This is a genomic window from Hasllibacter halocynthiae (assembly GCF_003003095.1).
GTDB lineage: Bacteria > Pseudomonadota > Alphaproteobacteria > Rhodobacterales > Rhodobacteraceae > Hasllibacter > Hasllibacter halocynthiae.
The window spans coordinates 644,354-662,221 of the sequence record NZ_PVTT01000001.1 but is presented as its reverse complement, the minus strand read 5'-3'; the positions used below and the strand labels follow the sequence as shown (position 1 = coordinate 662,221).

Here is a 17,868-nt window from a genome sequence, read left to right as displayed (position 1 = left end):
CCACACCCTAGGGCCCCAGCCGCGTCCAGCGCCAGCCCGCGTCCTCGGCCGGGCGCGTGAAGCGGAACCGGTCGTGCAGGCGGCTCTCGCCGTCGGCCCACAGCTCGATCTCCTGCGGCGCGATCCGGTAGCCGCCCCAATGCGGCGGACGCGCCGGATCGTCCCCGTGCGCGCGGTCCGCCGCCTCGACCAGGGCCGCCAGTTCGTCCCGCCCTTCCACGGGCCGCGACTGGGGCGAGGCCCAGGCCCCGATCCGGCTGCCCAGCGGACGGCTGGCATAGTAGGCGTCGGCCTTCGCCCCGTCCTCGCGCGCGGCGACGCCCCGCACCCGCACCTGCCGGCGCAGCGACTTCCAGTGCATCACGAAGGCGCAGCGCCCGCCCGCCGCCTCGATCTGCCGGGCCTTCGCGCCTTCGTAGTTGGTGTAGAAGAGGAACGCGCCCGGATCCTCCTCGATCTCCTTGAGCAGCACGGTCCGCACGTCCGGCATCCCCGCCTCGTCCACGGTGGCGAGCTGCATGGCGTTCGGATCGTTCGGCTCCAGGGGCCCGGCCTCCTCCAGCCAGCGCGCCGCGATGGCGACGGGGTCCGGCCCCGCGAAAATGCCCGTCCGCTCTTCCATGCCGGATTCCCCGTCCTTGCCGCCGCGCCCCCGGGGGGCGTATGCGGGCGGGACCTAAGGACATGGGGCGGGAGACGCCAGTGGCGGGACTGATGGAAGGCAAGCGCGGGCTCATCATGGGCCTCGCCAACGACAAGTCGATCGCCTGGGGCATCGCCCAGGCCCTCCACGCCCAGGGGGCGCGGCTCGCCATCTCGCATCAGGGCGGCCCGCTGGAGAAGCGGGTCAGGCCGCTCGCGGAATCGGTCGGCGCCACCACGCACGAATGCGACGTGGGCGACGGGGCATCGCTCGACGCGCTCTTCGCCGAACTGAAGGACCAGTGGGGCGGCCTCGACTTCGTGGTCCACGCCATCGGCTTCTCCGACAAGAGCGAGCTGCGCGGCCGCTACGTCGAGACGAGCGCGGCGAACTTCCGCTCGACCATGGACATCTCCGTCTACTCCTTCACCGCCATCTGCCAGCGCGCCGCGCCGCTGATGACCGACGGGGGCTCGCTCCTGACGCTGACCTACTACGGCTCCGAGAAGGTCATGCCGCACTACAACGTGATGGGCGTTGCCAAGGCCGCGCTCGAGGCATCGGTGCGCTACATCGCCGAGGACCTCGGCCGGGACGGCATCCGCTGCAACGCGATCTCGGCCGGCACGATCAAGACGCTCGCCGCCTCGGGCATCGGCGACTTCCGCTACATCCTGAAATGGAACGAGAACAACGCCCCCCTCCGCCGCACCGTCACCCAGGAGGAGGTCGGCAAGTCCGCCCTCTACCTGCTGTCGGACCTCGGCAGCGCCGTCACGGGCGAGGTGATCCACGTCGACGCGGGCTATCACGTCGTCGGCATGAAGAACCCCGAGGCCCCCGACATGACGCTCGAGAGGCGCGAGGGGTGAGCCCCGCCGCCTTCCTCGGCGTCGCGCTGGCGCACCTTCTCGCGGCGATCTCGCCGGGCCCCTCCTTCGTTCTGTCGGTCCGCACGGCGGCGGCGGACGGGTTCCGCACCGCCGCCTACCTCGCGCTCGGCTTCGGGATCGGGGCGACGGTCTGGGCGGCGGCGGCGCTCCTCGGCCTCGCGCTCCTCTTCGAGGTAGCGCCGCCCCTCTTCACCGGGCTGAAGGTCGCGGGCGGCCTCTTCCTCGTCTGGATCGCCTGGAACCTCTGGCGCCGCGCGCCCGAGCCGATGCCCCGGGTCACGCCCGGCGCCGCCCCCCGCGGGGCATGGTCCGCCCTGCGCCTGGGCACCCTCTCCATGCTCGCGAACCCCAAGCCCGCGATCTTCTTTGGCGCGGTCTTCGTCGGCCTCGTACCGGCCGCGGCCACGCCCGCGGACAAGGGGATCGTCCTCTTCAACATCCTCTGGGTCGAGGCGGCGTGGTACCTCGTCGTCGCGCGGGTCTTCTCGCTGCCGCGGGCCCGCGCGGGCTACGCCCGGATCAAGACGGGGGCCGACCGCCTCTTCGGCGGCGCACTCGCCGCCCTGGGAATCGGCGTCGCCGCGACCTAAAGCCCCGCCAAACGAGAGGGAGACCCGATGAACGACCGCCTGCCGCACGAAAAGGGCTTCCACGTCTCCTGGGACCAGATCCACCGCGACAGCCGCGCGCTGGCCTGGCGGCTGGACCACAAGGGGCCGGGCGAGGACGGCGCCTGGAAGGCCATCGTCGCCATCACCCGCGGCGGCATGGCCCCCGCCATGATCGTCGCGCGCGAGCTGGACGTCCGCACCGTGGACACGATCTCCGTCAAGTCCTACGCCCATCAGGACCAGCACGAGGCCGAGGTCCTGAAGAAGCCGGACGACGCGATGATGGGCGACGGCACGGGCATCCTGGTCGTCGACGACCTCGTCGATACGGGCCGCACGCTCGAGCTGGTGCGCAAGCTCTACCCCAAGGCCCATTTCGCCTGCATCTACGCCAAGCCCGAGGGCGCCAAGCAGACGGACGACTACGTGACGACCGTCTCCCAGGACACCTGGATCTTCTTTCCCTGGGACATGGCCCTACAATACGCCCCGCCCTACCGGGGGACCGACGCCTGAGCGGGCTGAACCCCCACCTCCTGGCCACCCCGCCGCCGCCCGTGACGGAGGCGCGGCGATGGCTGGACGACGCGCCCGCCGGCCTTCGGGTCATCGACGTCTCCCAGGCCGCCCCAGCGGAGCCCCCGCCCGAACCCCTGCGCCGCGAGATCGCCCGCGTCGCGCTGGAGGAGGCGGACGCCCACCTCTACGGCCCCGTTCTCGGCCTGCCCGCCTTGCGCGCCCGCCTCGCGGCGGAATGGACCGCCGCCTACGGCGCGTCCGTCGCCGCGGCCGATGTTGCCGTCACCTCCGGCTGCAACCAAGCCTTCGCCACCGCCGTCTCCATCCTCGCCGCGCCCGGCGACGAGGTGATCCTGCCGGTGCCATGGTACTTCAACCACGCGATGTGGCTCTCGCAGCAGGGGCTGCGCGCCGTTCCCCTGCCCACGGGCGAGGCGCTGATCCCCGACCCGGACGCCGCCGCGCGGCTGATCGGCCCGCGCACCCGCGCCATCGCGCTCGTCACCCCGAACAACCCCACGGGGCGCGAGTATCCGGCCGAGATCCTCGCCGCCTTCCTCGACCTCTGCCGCGCCCGCGGCATCGCGCTGATCCTCGACGAGACCTACCGCGACTTCCACTCGGCCGGCGGCGCGCCCCATGACCTCCTCGCGCGGGACTGGCGCGGCACGCTCGTGCAGCTCTACTCCTTCTCGAAGGCGTACCGGCTGACGGGGCACCGGGTCGGCGCGATGGTCGCGGACGCCGCCTTCCTCGCCCAGGCGGAGAAGGTGCTCGACACGGTGACCATCTGCCCGAACGGGATCGGCCAGCGCGCCGCCCTCTGGGGGATGGAGAACCTCGGCGCGTGGCTCGCCGGCGAACGGGCGGAGGTCCTCGCCCGCCGCGACGCCGTCCTCTCGGCGCTCGGCTCGCTTCCCGGCTGGCGCGCCCTCTCCGCCGGGGCCTACTTCGCCTATGCCGGCCATCCCTGGGACGCGCCTTCCGCGGCCGTCGCCCGCGCCCTCGTGCGGCAGCGCGGCGTCCTCGCCCTTCCGGGCGCGATGTTCCACCCCGGGGGGGACCCCGCCGGCGACCGCACCGTCCGGATCGCCTTCGCCAATCTCGACCGCCCCGGCATCGCCCTGCTGGCGGAGCGGCTGGCGGGCGACCTTGAAGGCCTTTCCCCGCGCGGCTAACCCGCCCCCGGGACAGGAACCCGAGGGGGGAGCGCCGGATGGCCAAGGAGAAGATCGCGCCCGGCGCGAAGCGGGGCGGCACGGTCTCGAAGGTCGCCACCTGGGTGATCGGCGGCCTCCTCCTCGTCGGCCTCGCGGGCTTCGGCGCCGGATCGTTCGGGGGCGGCGGTCAGCGCGTGGCGACCGTCGAGGGGCAGGTCATCGACGCCGACGACCTTCTGCTGACCGCCGACGCCATCCGCCGCAACGCCGCCCGCCAGGGCCGCCCCCTGCCCTTCGCGCAGGTGCAGTCCATCGCGCTGGGCAGCCTCGTGACCGATGCCGCCCTCGACGCCGAGGCCCTGCGCCTCGGCCTCTCCGCCGGGGACGAGCGGGTCGCCCGCGCCATCACCGACGACCCGCGCTTCCGCCCGCTGCTCTCCTTCGACCGGAGCATCTACCGCGAGTTCCTGGAATCCCGCCGCGAAAGCGAGAGCGCCTACGAGGAGCGTCTGCGCCGCCAGCTGGCCCGCGCCCAGCTCGAGCAGGCCGTGATCGGCGGGGTCGAGGCGCCGCGGGGCTATCTCGACATCATGACCGCCTTCCTCCTCGAGGGGCGGGACGTCCGCTACGCCATCCTGCGGCCCGACCTCCTGCCCGCGCCGATCGCCGACCCCACCGAGGCCGAGCTGGCCGAGTGGTACGAGGCCAACGCCGAGGCCTTCACCATCCCCGCCGCACCCCGGATCGCCTATCTCTGGATCGCGCCCGAGGCGGTCGCCGCCGACGCCGAGATCGACGAGGCCCGGCTCCGCGCCCTCTACGACGAGCGCGCGGAGGAGTTCCGGCGTCCCGAGCGGCGCCTGGTCGAACGCCTCGTCTTCGCGGACGAGGCCGCCGCCCGCGCCGTGCTGGGCCGCATCGCCACCGGCGCCTCGGACTTCGACGCCGAGGTTGCGGCCGCCGGCCTCGCCCCGGAGGACGTCGACCTCGGCGACGTGACCTTCGAGGGGCTGGGCGGCGCCGCGGAGGCCGTCTTCGCCCGTACCGAGCCCGGCCTGACCCGCGTGGTCCCGACCGAGGACGGGCCCGCCATCTTCCGCGTCAACGCCCTCCTCAACGCGGTCGAGATCCCGTTCGAGGACGTGCGCGAGGAGCTGACGCTCGAGCTGGGTCTCGCGGGTGCGCGCCGCGTCATCGACGACCTCGAGGACGAGGTCGACGACCTCCTCGCCGGCGGCGCCACGGTCGAGGACGTCGCCGCCGAGATCGGGCCGGCCGTCTCCGGCACCCTCTTCGCCGGCCCCGACGGCGACGACCCGCTCCTCGGCTACGACACCTTCCGCGAGGCGGCCCGCGCGGCGACCGAGGACGACTTCCCCGAAGCGGTCCGCACCGACGACGGCGGCCTCTTCGCCCTGCGCCTCGACGGGATGCGCGAGGCCCGCGCGCCCGCCCTGGACGAGGTCCGCGGGGAGGTTCTCGCCACCTGGCGCCGCGAGGCCGAGACCGACGCCCTCATGGCCCTGGCCGAAGCGCTGCGGGACGACTTCGCCGCGGGCGAGGCCCCGCTCGATACGATCGAGGAGGACGCGCTCGTCCGCGTCGCGGGGCTCGACGGCGCGCCGCCCGCGCTGGCCCGCGCAATCTTCGAGACCCCGGAGGGCGGGACCGCGACCGTCCGCCTTCCCGGCGCCGCCGCCCTCGTCCACGTCGACCAAGTCACGCCGGCCGACCCCGACGATCCCGCCACGCGGGAGCTGCGCGCCGCCCTCGTCGCCGAGAACCCGCGCGGCTATCCCGGCGACGTGTTCGCCGCTTATGCCCGCGCCCTGCAGGCCCGGATGGACGTGACCGTGGACCAGGCGATGCTGAACGCGATCGCCGCGCAGTACGGCAACTGATGCACCCGACCTTCGACGCCTTCGCCGAAGGGTTCGACCGGGGCGAGAACCAGCTTCTGTGGATCCGCATCGCGGCCGATCTCGACACGCCCGTCTCCCTCTTCCTCAAGCTCGCGCGCGCCGCGGAGGGGTCGTGCCTCCTCGAATCCGTCACCGGCGGCGAGGTACGGGGGCGCTACTCGATCATCGGCCTGCGCCCCGACCTGATCTGGCAGTGCCGCGGCGGCGCCGTGCGCATCAACCGCGCCGCCCGCCACGACCCCGATGGCTGGCAGGACGACCCAGCAGACCCGCTCGCCTCGCTCCGCGCGTTGCTGGCAGAATCTCGCATTGCGATCCCGGACGGCCTGCCCGCCGCCTCCGCCGGCCTCTTCGGGCATCTCGGCTACGACATGATCCGCCTGGTCGAGCGTCTGCCCGACGTGAACCCCGACCCGATCGGCCTGCCCGACGCGATGCTGATGCGTCCTTCGGTGGTCGCCGTGCTCGACGGGGTGAAGGGCGACGCGATCCTCTGCGCCCCCGCCTGGGCCGCCTCCGGCCTCTCCGCCCGCGCCGCCTACGCCCAGGCGGCCGAGCGCCTGATGGACGCCGTGCGCGACCTCGAGCGCCCGGTCCCCGCCCCGCGCGAACTGACCGATCCCGGCCCCGTGGCCGAGCCCGTGTCGAACTTCACCAAGGACGGCTACCTCGACGCCGTGCGGCGCGCGAAGGAGTACATCGCCGCCGGGGACATCTTCCAGGTCGTCCCCGCGCAGCGCTGGACGCAGGACTTCCCCCTGCCCCCCTTCGCCCTCTACCGCTCGCTTCGCCGCACGAACCCCTCGCCCTTCATGTTCCACTTCGACATGCGCGCGGCCGAGGGGGACCGCTTCCAGATCGTCGGCGCCTCGCCCGAGATCCTCGTGCGCGTCATGGGGGGCGAGGTCACGATCCGCCCCATCGCCGGCACCCGCCCCCGCGGCGCCACCCCGGAGGAGGACGCCGCGCTCGAGGCCGAACTCCTCGCCGACGAGAAGGAGCTGGCCGAGCACCTGATGCTCCTCGACCTCGGGCGCAACGACGTCGGCCGGGTGGCGCGCATCGGCACCGTCCGCCCGACGGAGGAGTTCACGGTCGAGCGCTACTCCCACGTCATGCACATCGTCTCGAACGTCGTCGGCGAGCTGCGGGGGGATGAGGACGCGCTCTCCGCCCTCCTCGCCGGCCTGCCCGCGGGCACCGTCTCCGGCGCGCCGAAGGTCCGCGCGATGGAGATCATCGACGAGCTCGAGCCCGAGAAGCGCGGCGTCTACGGCGGCGGCGTCGGCTACTTCTCGGCGGGCGGCGACATGGACTTCTGCATCGCACTGCGCACGGGCGTGCTGAAGGACGGCAAGCTCTACGTCCAGGCGGGCGGCGGCGTCGTCCACGACAGCGACCCCGAGGCCGAGTGGCAGGAGACCGTCGCCAAGTCGAACGCCCTGCGCGCGGCGGCGGCGGACGCGCACCGCTTCGGCGAGGGTGGCAACCGCTAGTCGATCACCGCGCTGACCGGCGCCAGGGCGATCCTCTCCGCCCGCGGCCCCTCCAGCCATTCGGCGAGGACCCCCAGGGTGCCCTCGGTGGCGGTGCCCAGCATGACGATCCCCTCCTCGCGGGTCGCGCGGAACGCGGCCTGGTCCAGGAACCGGCGGATGACCTCCGGCGACTCGCCCGCGACGTCGAAGCTTCGGAAGACGAGGCCGGCGGGAACGCCCGCGCGCTCGGCCTCCTGCCGGGCGGCGTTCAGCCCGGCCGGATAGGTCAGCATCAGGTAGCCCCTCCGTTCGGCCTCCGAGACGATCTGCGACAGCGCGCCCCGCGTGGGCGCGAACCCGCCCTCCGACAGCTCCAGAAGGCCGACGGCGACCGGCACGGCCGCCTCCCAGGCGGCGAGGGCCGTCGCAGCGTCCTGCGGTCCGGCCCCCGCGGGAAGGGACGCGGAGAGCACGACCTCCAGCCCCGCGTCGCGGTAGAAGGCGGCCACCTCGGCGGCATCGGGCGCTTCGGCATCGACGGCGATGGTGATCGGGGCGTCCAGCGCCTCCAGCGTCCGGGCTGCCGGGCGCGGCTCCGCGTCGCGCAGCACCACCGCCATGAGGGGCAGGTCCAGCGGGTTCTCGAACGACGCGGCGTTCGCGATCCGGGCCGGGCGGTCGCCGATTGGCGCGGCCGCCGGCGCGGCTGCCGAAGCGACGGGTTCGACCGGCACCACGCGCTCGATCATGGACGCGCCGTTCTCCATCACGATGCGCGCGACGTCCGCCCCGCCGCCCCCCGCACCGCCCTGGCCGGCCGCCTCCGGCCTGGCGGCCGCGGTGCCGGATCCCTCTCCACCCTCTGCGCCTCCGGCCGCATCGGTTCCGTTCCCCGCCGACCCCCCGTCGTCAGCATCGGGCGCATCGTCCTGCCCTTCCGGGACCTTCACGGGCGGGGCCCCGGACCCTTCCACGCCGCGAGCCCCCGTCGCCGTCGCCGTCCCATCTGGCGGCATGCCGGGAAGCGTCGGCACGACGTCCTCGCCGGGCACCGCGGAACGGGGCCGCTCGATCGGCAGCACGGGCACGCGGCGCTCGATCACCGGGCCGTCATCCCCGCCCGGCGGGGCGAGGCGCGGCTCGACCGGGTCTATGGCCACGGGGCGGACGGGCGTCTCGAGGGCGCCGGGGGCGGCGCCCGGGCGCAGCGGGTCCGCCCCGGTCGCGGGGACCGGGGCTCCCTCGACGTCCAGCGCAGGGCCCAGACCCGCGCCCGCGGCCGTCCCGGGCGCGGCGGAAGGCACCACCGGATCGGCGTCGCGGGCCGGCGCCGGGGCGACGGGGGCCGGCGCCTCCTCCGCCGCGACGACCGGGCCGACATCGGTCTGCGCCCCGATCTCCCGGGCCCCGGCCGGCGGCCGCTGCCCCCCCAGCAGCGAAGTGGTGCCGAGCGCCAGGACCGACAGCGCCGACCCCAGCGCGACGCCCGCCAGCAGGCCCTTCAGCATAGCCGTCCCCCCATCGCCCGCACCGCCCTCCGATCGTCGTTCCGCGCCCTTGCAGTCGACGCCTCACCATGGCCGCTTGACGCCACCCCCATGCCCGGCACAGCTATACCGCGCGCGAAGGGGCGGGACAGCCCCGCCTTGGATTCCTGCGCGCGAGTGAGGCCGCGAAGATGCTCCTGCTGATCGACAACTACGACAGCTTCACGTGGAACCTGGTCCACCTGATCGGCGATCTGGGCGTCGAGGCGAAGGTGGTCCGCAACGACGCGCTCACGGTGCGCGAGGCGATGGCGATGCGCCCTTCGGCGATCGTCCTCTCCCCCGGGCCGTGCGATCCGGACGCCGCCGGGATCTGCGTGACCCTCGTCCTCGCCGCGGCCGAGGCGGGGATGCCCCTCTTCGGCGTCTGCCTCGGGATGCAGGCGATCGGCCAGGCCTTCGGCGGCCGGATCGTGCGCGCGCCGGCCATCGTCCACGGCAAGCCAGGCCGGATCCGGCACGACGGCGCCGGCGTCTTCGCCGGCCTGCCCTCGCCCCTCTCCGCGACGCGCTACCATTCCCTCGCGGTCGATCCGGCGCGCCTGCCGGACGAGCTGGAGGTGACCGCCCGCGTTGCCGACGGCACCGTCATGGGCCTGCGGCACCGCGCCGCCCCGGTCGAGGGGGTACAGTTCCACCCCGAGTCGATCCGCTCCCAGCACGGCCGGGCGATGCTCCGCACGTTCCTCGATCGGGTCCCCCTTCCCGCATGACCGGCATCAGGCCCCTGATCGGGAAGGCGGCCGAAGGCCCCCTTTCCCCCGACGAGGCGCGCGCCGCCTTCGACGCCCTCTTCGAGGGCGAGGCCACGCCCGCCCAGATCGGCGGCCTCCTCATGGCGATGCGGACCCGGGGCGAGACGGTCGAGGAGTACGCCGCCGCCGCGGCCGCCATGCGCGCGCGGGCGCGGCCGGTCCGCGCGCCGGAGGGGGCGATCGACATCGTCGGCACCGGCGGCGACGGCAAGGGCACGCTCAACATCTCGACCGCCGCGGCCTTCGTGGTCGCTGGGTGCGGGGTGCCCGTCGCCAAGCACGGCAATCGCAACCTCTCGTCGAGATCCGGCGCCGCCGACGCGCTGGGCCAGATCGGGATCGAGGTCATGGCCGGCCCCGACACCGTCGAGCGGGCCCTCGCCGAGGTCGGCATCGGCTTCATGATGGCGCCGATGCACCACCCCGCGATCGCCCACGTGATGCCCGTCCGGGGCGAGCTGGGCACCCGCACCCTCTTCAACATCCTCGGCCCGCTGACCAACCCCGCAGGCGTCACCCGCCAGCTTACCGGCGCCTTCTCGCCCGCGCTGATCGGGCCCATGGCCGAGACGCTCCTCGCTCTCGGCACGGAGGCCGCGTGGCTGGTCCACGGCGGCGACGGTACCGACGAGCTGGCGATCTCCGCCGCCTCGCAGGTGGCCGAGCTGAAGGACGGCGCCGTCACCCGGCGCGAGGTCCACCCCGAAGATGCGGGGCTGCCCGTCCACCCGTTCGAATCGATCCTCGGCGGCGAGCCAGAGGCCAACGGCCGTGCCCTTCGCGCGCTCCTGGGCGGCGAGCGATCAGCGTATCGCGACGCCGTCCTGCTGAACGCGGCAGCCGCCCTCGTGGTCGCGGGCCGCACCGACGAGTTGAAGGAAGGGGCGGCCATGGCAGCCGAGGCCATCGACAGCGGCGCCGCGCGCGGGAAGGCCGAGGGCCTCGCCCGGGTCAGCCCGAAGGCGTGACCGCCGCCCCCGCGCCGTTCCGCTTCGACCTCTCCCGCCTCGGACCCTGGCGCGAGCTGCCCTTCTTCTCCGAGGACCTGCCGGCCATCGCGGCCGGCCTCGCCGCCGAGGCCCGACCGGTGCTCCCGGCCCCCTCCCAGGTCTTCGCCGCCCTCGAGGCCTCGCCGCCGGACGCGGTGCGCGTCCTGATCCTGGGCCAGGACCCATACCCGACCCGGGGCCACGCGCATGGATACGCCTTCTCCGTCGCGCCCGGCGCGGCTTTCCTGCCGCCCTCGCTGAGGAACGTCTTCCGCGAGATCGAGGACGACCTCGGCTGCCGGCGGTCGAACCCCGACCTCTCGGACTGGGCCCGGCAGGGCGTGCTCCTGCTCAACACGGCGCTCACGGTCCCCGAGGGGGTGATCGACGGGCACCGGCGCCTCGGCTGGCAGCGGCTCACCGCCCAGGTCCTCGCCCGCCTGTCCGGCCGGCCCCGCGCCGCGATCCTCTGGGGCAGGCGCGCGCAGGGGGTCGCCGCGAAGCACCTGACCGGCGACCATCTGCGGATCGAGACGGCGCACCCCTCGCCTCTCGCGGCGCGCAAGGGGTTCTTCGGCTCGCGCCCGTTCAGCCAAACGAACGACTGGCTCGCCGCGCGCGGCTTGCCCCCGGTCGACTGGTGCGGGACATAGACGTCCATGAACATCCTCGACCGCATCAAGGCCTACAAGCTGGAGGAGGTGGCGCAGCGCCGCCGCGAGGTACCCGAGGCCGAGATGGAGCGCCGCGCCGAGGCCGCGCCCCCGGTCCGGGACTTCGCCGGCGCGCTCGCGGCGAAGGCGCGGGGGGGCTTCGCGCTGATAGCCGAGATCAAGAAGGCCAGCCCGTCGAAGGGCCTGATCCGGCGGGACTTCGATCCGGCCGCCCACGCGCGCGCCTACGCGGAAGGCGGGGCCGCCTGCCTTTCCGTCCTGACGGATGGGCCTTCGTTCCAGGGCCACGAATCGTTCCTCATCGAATCACGTTCGGCCACCAATCTACCGGTCATTCGTAAAGACTTTCTCTATGCGCCCTACCAAGTCGCCGAGGCCCGCAGCATCGGCTCCGACGCGATCCTGATCATCATGGCGACGGTGTCCGACGCCCAGGCCGCCGAGCTCGAGGATGCCGCGCGGCTCCACGGCATGGCCGCCCTGATCGAGGTCCATGACGAGGCCGAGCTCGACCGCGCCCTCGCGCTGGATTCACCTCTCATCGGCGTGAACAACCGCGATCTCAAGACCTTCGAGGTCGATCTTCAGGTGACCGAACGCCTCGCCGCGCGCCTGCCGGCGGGGCGCGACCTCGTCGCCGAATCCGGCCTCTCCCAGCCGGCGGACCTCCTCCGGCTCTCCCGCTCCGGGGCACGCCGGTTCCTCATCGGGGAAAGCCTGATGCGCCGGCCCGACATCGCCGCCGCGACCCGCCGCATCCTCTCCGCCGAAAGGAAGGCGGCATGACCCTCACCCATCTCGACGCCTCCGGCGCGGCGCACATGGTCGACGTCACCGACAAGGACGTCACCACCCGCACCGCGACCGCCGAAGGGCACATAAGGATGTCGCCAGAAACCCTTGCGTTGGCTAGGGAAGGGCGCGCCGGCAAGGGCGACGTGATCGGCACGGCGCGTCTCGCGGGGATCATGGCGGCCAAGCGAACGGCCGACCTCGTCCCGCTCTGCCATCCGCTGCCGCTCTCGAAGGTTTCGCTGAACATCGCGGCGTGCGAAGGCGGCATCCGGGTTGCCGCGACCGTCCGCACCACGGGCCGAACCGGCGTCGAGATGGAGGCGCTGACGGCCGTGTCGGTCGCGTGCCTGACGCTCTACGACATGCTGAAGGCGGCCCAGAAGGACATGGAGATCGGCGGCATCCGCCTTCTCGAGAAGGCCGGCGGCGCATCGGGCGACTGGCGCCGTTGATCCCGTTCGAGGAAGCCCGCCGGCGCCTCCTCGCCCTCGTCGCGCCCCTCCCGTCCGAACCGGTCCCCCTGGACCGCGCGGGCGGGCGCGCGTTGGCCGAGGCCGTGATCGCCCGGCGGGATTCGCCGCCCTTCCGCGCCTCGATGATGGACGGCTACGCGGTCTCCGGGGATCCCGCCCCCGGAAGCCGGCTCCGGGTGGTGGGCGAGGCGGCCGCCGGGCGGCGCCATTCCGGCCCCCTCGGGTCCGGCGAGGCGGTGCGCATCCTGACCGGCGCGCCCGTCCCGGACGGCGCGGACCGCGTCCTCATCCAGGAGGACGTCGAGCGTGACGGCCACCACGTCGTGCCGAAGCGGGGCGCGGATCGGGCCTCCTATGTCCGGCCCGCCGGTGCGGACTTCGCGGCCGGCGCCCGGATCGAGGCTGGCCAGGTCCTCTCCCCCGCGCTCGTCGCCCTCGCCGCCGCCTTCGGCGCGGCCACGCTCCGCTGCGCCGCACGGCCGGAGGTCGCCATACTCTCCACGGGCGACGAGCTGACGCCGCCCGGGGGCGATCCGGGCCCCGACGGCATCTTCGCGTCCAACGCCTACGGCCTTGCCGCGCTGGTCGGGGCCGCGGGCGGCCGCGCCCGGATCCTGCCCATCGCCGCGGACGATCCCGACCTCCTCGCGGGGGCCATCCGTGCAGGCGCCGGGGCGGACGTCCTCGTGACTTCCGGCGGGGCCAGCGTGGGCGACCGCGACCTCGTGGCGCCCACCCTCGAACGCCTCGGCGCGCGGCTGGACTTCCACCGGATCGCCATGCGGCCCGGCAAGCCCGTCCTGGCCGGCACGCTCGGCGCGCAGGTCGTCCTCGGCCTGCCGGGGAACCCGGTCAGCGCCATGATCTGCGGACGGGTCTTCCTCGTTCCGATGCTGCGCCGGATGCTCCACCTGCCGCAGGACGACGAGGCGTCCGGGATCGCCCTCGTAGCGCCGCTGGAGGCGAACGGCCCCCGCACCCATTTCATGCGCGCCGTGCGGCAGGATGGCGGGGTTCGGGCCCTCGGCAACCAGGATTCGGGGCGCCTCTCGCCGCTCGCGCGGGCCGACCTCCTGATCCAGCGTCCGCCCCACGATCCGGCGCGGCGGGTCGGCGACGTCGCGAGGTGCCTCTCGATCGGGCTTTGACATGAAAGGCGAACCTTTCTAGAACGAAGCCGCAACATCATTCTGGGGGTGCGCCGGTGCTGACGCGCAAGCAACTCGAACTGCTCGACTTCATCAACCGGCGGATGCAGCGGGACGGCGTCCCCCCCTCCTTCGACGAGATGAAGGACGCGCTCGACCTGCGCTCCAAATCGGGCATCCACCGCCTCATCACCGCCCTGGAGGAGCGGGGCTTCATCCGGCGCCTCGCGCACCGCGCCCGCGCGATCGAGATCGTGAAGCTTCCCGACGCCCTGGAGGGCAGGCCCGCCGGCTTCACCCCCCGCGTGATCGAGGGCGATCGCACCGACGCGCCCGCGGGGGCCATGCCCGTCGAGATGCACGCGTCCGAGATCGAGGTCATGGGCCGTATCGCCGCCGGCACCCCGATCGCCGCCATCGCCGAGCCGTCGCACACGGTCGCGGTGCCGGGCCAGATGCTCTCGGGCGAGGCGCGGCACTACGCGCTCGAGGTGCAGGGCGATTCGATGATCGAGGCCGGGATCAACGACGGCGACACGGTCGTCATCCGCGAGGGGCGCGCCGCCGACGACGGCGACATTGTTGTCGCGGTGGTCCGGGGCGAGGAGGCGACGCTCAAGCGGCTGCGCCGTGCCCGCGGGACAGTCGCGCTCGAGGCAGCGAATCCGGCCTACGAGACGCGCGTCTTCCCCGAGGATCAGGTCGAGGTTCGCGGCCGCCTCGTCGGCCTCATCCGCACCTACTGAGGTTCTACGGGGGCTAGCGCACCCAGAGGCGCGGACCCGTCGCCTCCGCCGCGGTGCGGGGGCCGCCCGCCGTCCAGGCGATCGCGCCCGTACGGCGCAGGGCCTCGGGGCCCATCAGCGTGCAGCCCGGGGGCGCGTTACGGTCGGGCACGTTGGTCACGACCAGCGCGCCCTCCCGGCAGACCTCCTCCAGGCGCTCCATACCCCGGATGCCGGGAAGGTGGACGATCCTTCCGCCATCCGGCAGCGACGCGGACCACGGCGCGCCCGGCAGGCGGGCGGACGCGACCTCGCGCCCCGCGCGGTCGCCGTCGTTCTCCAGCCAGAGGCGCCCCGCGAAGCCGTCCCCCCGCTCCCGGCTCAGCGCGCGTCCCTCGGGGGTCATCGCGCCGACCAATCCGCCGCCTTCGGCGATCAGGACGGGTGGACGCTCCGCCTGCATCCAGACCATCAGCGCCGCCGCGACCGGCGCGAGGCCGGCAAGACGTCCGCGCCCTTGCCAGAGGCACAACGCCAGCCCGCCGAGCGTCACCAGCGGCAGGACCGCCGGCGGCGGCGCGGGAACGCCCCGCACCGCCCCCTCCCAGGAGGCAACCTCCTCCGCGACGAAGAGAATCCAGTCGATCCCCGCGCCCATGATCCAGAGGGGCACGCCCTCCAGGCCCAGGGGCCACAGCACCGCCGCCGCGACCGCGCAGGGCATCACGACGGCCCCCATCACCGGCACGGAGAGGAGGTTGGCGACCAGCCCCCAGCTGGACCAGATGTTGAAGTGCGCGGCCGCGAAGGGCGCCGTCGCCAGTCCCGCCACCGCCGAAGAGAACACCGTCGCGCCGAGGAACTGCGCCCAGCCCGGCGCCCGTGGCACGCGGCCCCGGATCGCGCCGAACGCCGCCACCAGCGCGGTCGTGGCGGCGAAGCTCATCTGGAAGCCCGGCCCCGTCACCGCCTCAGGCCGCAGGACGAGGACCACGCATGCCGCCACCGCGACCGCCCGCAGCGTGATCGCCCGCCGGTCCAGCATCACCGCGCCGAGGGCGACGGCCACCATGACGAAGGCCCGCTCCGTCGCGACGGACCCGCCGGAGAGGAGGTAGTAGCCCGCCCCTGCGGCCAGCGCCGCCCCGGCCGCGATCCGCTTGGCCGGCACCCGCAGCGACACCGCCGGCACGAGCGCCAGCCCGAAGCGGACCGCGCCGAAGACCACCCCCGTCAGCAGGCCCATGTGCAGCCCCGAGATCGCCAGGAGGTGCGCGAGGTTCGTCGCCCGCAGGCGGTCGCGCACGGCGGGGTCGATCTCGGCCCGGTCGCCGGTCAGGAGGGCGGCGGCGACGGTGCCGGTGTCCCCCTCCAGGCGCTCCATCACCCCGGCGGCGATGGCGCGGCGCAGGCGGAACACGGGCATCCCGCCTTCGGGCCGGACCAGCGCGACGGGCGGGGCGCGGGCATAGCCGACCGCGCCGATCCGCTCGAACCAGGCCTTGCGGCGGAAGTCGAACCCCCCCGGTTCGACCGGGCCGGAGGGCGGCGAGAGATGCGCCGTCACGCCGATCAGCAGCCCCGGCCGCGGCAGGGTCCCCCCCTCGCCGTGCAGCGAGAGGCGCACGCGCGCCGGGGTGCGGGCGGGGCGGACGTCCTCCAGCCGGACGCGGTCCAGCGTCACCCGCACCTTGCCGGACGCCGAGCGGTCGATCGCGACCACCCGCCCCTCGACCGGCCCGTAGTAGCGGAAGCCCAGCACCGGCCCAGCGACCCAGTGCGCCCGCGCGCCCGCGAGAAGCAGCCCCCCCGCCAGCAGCGCGACCGCCACGGCCGCGAGCGGCAGCCGCCGGCCCGACAGCAGCGCGAGCGCCACCGCCGACGCCGCCGCGGCGTAGAAGCCGGCCCCCGGCTCGAACCGCAGGGCGAACCAGCCGCATATCCCGGTCCCCAGCAGCACCGGCACCCAGGGCAGGCGGTGCCCGCGCTGCCCTTCGGCCCAGGCGGCCGGGCGGGGGCGCGTCCCGGCGGCCCGGTGAAGACCCAGATCCGCCATCTTGTCCTTTCCCGGCCCAGTTGCGAGACGCCCGGCGACCCTGCCCCGCACTGGTTAGGAAATCGTTAATGGCACCCGTCACGCGGATCGCGCCCTCGCCCACGGGCATCATGCACATCGGCACCGCGCGCACCGCGCTGTTCAACTGGGCCTACGCCAAGGGGCGCGGTGGCCGGTTCCTGCTGCGGATCGAGGATACGGACCGGGCCCGCAACACGCCCGAGGCGGTGGAGGCGATCCTGGACGGGCTGCGCTGGCTCGGCCTCGAATGGGACGGCGACGCGGTCTCCCAGTCCGCGCGCGCGCCCCGCCATGCCGAGATCGCGCGCGAGATGCTGAAGAAGGGCGCCGCCTACCGCTGCCTCTCGACCCAGGACGAGATCGCCGCATTCCGGGAAGGGGCGAAGGCGCGGGGCGGGTCGACCCTCTTCCGCTCGCCTTGGCGCGACGTGCCGGACGCGGAGAAGCCCGATGGCGGGGCGATCCGCCTCCGCGCCCCGCGCGAGGGCGAGACCGTGATCCGCGACGCGGTGCAGGGCGACGTGCGCGTGCGGAACGATACGCTGGACGACATGGTCCTGCTGCGCGCCGACGGCACGCCGACCTACATGCTGGCGGTGGTGGTGGACGACCGCGACATGGGCGTCACCCATGTCATCCGCGGCGACGACCACCTGACCAACGCCGCCCGGCAGGTGCAGGTCTACGCCGCGATGGGCTGGCCGGTGCCCGAATACGCGCACATCCCCCTGATCCATGGGCCGGACGGCAGGAAGCTGTCCAAGCGGCACGGCGCGCTGGGGGTGGCCGAGTATCGCGCCATGGGCTTTCCGGCCTCCGCCATGCGCAACTACCTCGCCCGCCTCGGCTGGTCGCATGGCGACGACGAGGTGTTCGGCGACGCCCAGCTGATCGAATGGTTCGACCTGGCGGCGGTGAAGGCCTCGCCCGCGCGCCTCGACCTTCAGAAGCTCGAGGCGATCTCGGGCCGCCACATCGCGATGACGGCGGATGCTGCGCTGCTGCATGGCATCCGGGACTTCCTGGCCGCGACGGGGGCCGCGCCGCTGACGGAGGGTCAGGCGGACCGTCTCCTCGCCGCGATGCCCCACTTGAAGGAGCGGGCGAAGACCTACCCCGATCTTCTTGAAAAGGGGCACTTCGCGCTGGCATCGCGCCCGGTCGCACCGGACGAGAAGGCGCAGAAGGCGCTGACGCCCGAGGCGCGCGGATGGCTCGCCGAATTGACGCCGCGCCTGCGAGAGGGTAGCTGGATACGCGACGACCTGGAGGGGATCGCCTCGGCCTTCGCCGAAGCGAAGGGCATCAAGTTCGGCAAGCTCGCGGGACCCCTCAGGGCCGCGCTCGCCGGCCGCACCGTCACCCCCAGCGTGTTCGACATGATGCTGGTCCTCGGGCGGGAGGAGACCCTCGCGCGCCTCCGGGACGCGGCCGAAGCATGAGGGGCGCCGCCCCGCGA

At 74.0% G+C, this 17,868-nt stretch carries 17 protein-coding genes; 14 read left to right on the top strand and 3 right to left on the bottom strand.

Annotated features, from left to right (window positions below; genetic code table 11):
• Window positions 1-7 precede the first annotated feature (7 nt).
• The gene (gene pdxH, locus BCF33_RS03375) at window positions 8-622 is read right to left on the bottom strand and encodes a pyridoxamine 5'-phosphate oxidase (RefSeq protein WP_106159500.1); all 615 of its coding nucleotides are present in this window, start codon (window positions 620-622) and stop codon (window positions 8-10) included.
• A 92-nt stretch (window positions 623-714) separates the two neighbouring features.
• Here pdxH and fabI point away from each other — a divergent pair, with 92 nt between their 5' ends.
• The 6 genes from fabI to trpE are packed head-to-tail and all read left to right on the top strand — an operon-like array spanning window position 715 to window position 7,244.
• Window positions 715-1,515, top strand: coding sequence for an enoyl-ACP reductase FabI (fabI, locus tag BCF33_RS03370; protein ID WP_245883753.1), 801 nt, complete (start codon window positions 715-717; stop codon window positions 1,513-1,515).
• Window positions 1,512-2,126, top strand: a complete 615-nt coding sequence (locus BCF33_RS03365) for a LysE family translocator (protein ID WP_106159498.1) — start codon at window positions 1,512-1,514, stop codon at window positions 2,124-2,126. The genes fabI and BCF33_RS03365 overlap by 4 nt, the downstream gene beginning before the upstream one ends.
• Window positions 2,127-2,153: 27 nt before the next feature.
• Window positions 2,154-2,663, top strand: a complete 510-nt coding sequence (gene gpt, locus BCF33_RS03360; RefSeq protein WP_106159497.1) for a xanthine phosphoribosyltransferase — start codon at window positions 2,154-2,156, stop codon at window positions 2,661-2,663.
• On the top strand, window positions 2,660-3,844 hold the full coding sequence (locus BCF33_RS03355; protein ID WP_106160182.1) for an aminotransferase: 1,185 nt from the start codon (window positions 2,660-2,662) through the stop codon (window positions 3,842-3,844). Before gpt ends, BCF33_RS03355 begins: the two co-directional genes overlap by 4 nt.
• Window positions 3,845-3,882: 38 nt before the next feature.
• Window positions 3,883-5,727, top strand: a complete 1,845-nt coding sequence (locus BCF33_RS03350; protein ID WP_106159496.1) for a peptidyl-prolyl cis-trans isomerase — start codon at window positions 3,883-3,885, stop codon at window positions 5,725-5,727.
• On the top strand, window positions 5,727-7,244 hold the full coding sequence (trpE, locus tag BCF33_RS03345) for an anthranilate synthase component I (protein ID WP_106159495.1): 1,518 nt from the start codon (window positions 5,727-5,729) through the stop codon (window positions 7,242-7,244). The genes BCF33_RS03350 and trpE overlap by 1 nt, the downstream gene beginning before the upstream one ends.
• On the opposite strand, the gene BCF33_RS03340 is transcribed toward trpE, so the two are convergent.
• Window positions 7,241-8,734 carry a divergent polysaccharide deacetylase family protein gene (locus BCF33_RS03340; protein WP_106159494.1) on the bottom strand — a complete coding sequence of 498 codons (1,494 nt, stop codon included), beginning with the start codon at window positions 8,732-8,734 and terminating at the stop codon, window positions 7,241-7,243. The genes trpE and BCF33_RS03340 overlap by 4 nt on opposite strands.
• Before the next feature lie 170 nt (window positions 8,735-8,904).
• On the opposite strand from BCF33_RS03340, the gene BCF33_RS03335 reads away from it, so the two are divergent.
• Genes BCF33_RS03335 through lexA form a run of 7 tightly spaced genes read left to right on the top strand, consistent with a single transcriptional unit; the run spans window position 8,905 to window position 14,353 of the window.
• Window positions 8,905-9,486 carry an anthranilate synthase component II gene (locus tag BCF33_RS03335; RefSeq protein ID WP_106159493.1) on the top strand — a complete coding sequence of 194 codons (582 nt, stop codon included), beginning with the start codon at window positions 8,905-8,907 and terminating at the stop codon, window positions 9,484-9,486.
• Window positions 9,483-10,496, top strand: a complete 1,014-nt coding sequence (gene trpD, locus BCF33_RS03330) for an anthranilate phosphoribosyltransferase (protein ID WP_106159492.1) — start codon at window positions 9,483-9,485, stop codon at window positions 10,494-10,496. Before BCF33_RS03335 ends, trpD begins: the two co-directional genes overlap by 4 nt.
• Window positions 10,493-11,170: a uracil-DNA glycosylase gene (locus BCF33_RS03325; RefSeq protein WP_106159491.1), complete on the top strand. Its 678-nt coding sequence runs from the start codon at window positions 10,493-10,495 to the stop codon at window positions 11,168-11,170. The genes trpD and BCF33_RS03325 overlap by 4 nt, the downstream gene beginning before the upstream one ends.
• A gap of 6 nt (window positions 11,171-11,176) precedes the next feature.
• Window positions 11,177-11,977, top strand: a complete 801-nt coding sequence (gene trpC / locus BCF33_RS03320; RefSeq protein WP_106159490.1) for an indole-3-glycerol phosphate synthase TrpC — start codon at window positions 11,177-11,179, stop codon at window positions 11,975-11,977.
• A complete protein-coding gene (moaC, locus tag BCF33_RS03315) occupies window positions 11,974-12,438 on the top strand; it encodes a cyclic pyranopterin monophosphate synthase MoaC (protein WP_106159489.1) in 465 nt (154 codons plus the stop codon). Before trpC ends, moaC begins: the two co-directional genes overlap by 4 nt.
• A complete protein-coding gene (locus BCF33_RS03310) occupies window positions 12,435-13,607 on the top strand; it encodes a molybdopterin molybdotransferase MoeA (RefSeq protein ID WP_106159488.1) in 1,173 nt (390 codons plus the stop codon). The genes moaC and BCF33_RS03310 overlap by 4 nt, the downstream gene beginning before the upstream one ends.
• 56 nt (window positions 13,608-13,663) lie before the next feature.
• Window positions 13,664-14,353 (top strand): transcriptional repressor LexA, encoded by a 690-nt coding sequence (gene lexA, locus BCF33_RS03305; protein WP_106159487.1) that lies wholly within the window; start codon window positions 13,664-13,666, stop codon window positions 14,351-14,353.
• A 13-nt stretch (window positions 14,354-14,366) separates the two neighbouring features.
• On the opposite strand, the gene BCF33_RS03300 is transcribed toward lexA, so the two are convergent.
• Window positions 14,367-16,388, bottom strand: a complete 2,022-nt coding sequence (locus BCF33_RS03300; RefSeq protein ID WP_106159486.1) for a ComEC/Rec2 family competence protein — start codon at window positions 16,386-16,388, stop codon at window positions 14,367-14,369.
• A gap of 68 nt (window positions 16,389-16,456) precedes the next feature.
• Here BCF33_RS03300 and gltX point away from each other — a divergent pair, with 68 nt between their 5' ends.
• Complete coding sequence (gene gltX / locus BCF33_RS03295) at window positions 16,457-17,851, top strand: glutamate--tRNA ligase (RefSeq protein WP_106159485.1); 1,395 nt, start codon at window positions 16,457-16,459, stop codon at window positions 17,849-17,851.
• The last annotated feature ends 17 nt before the right edge of the window (window positions 17,852-17,868 follow it).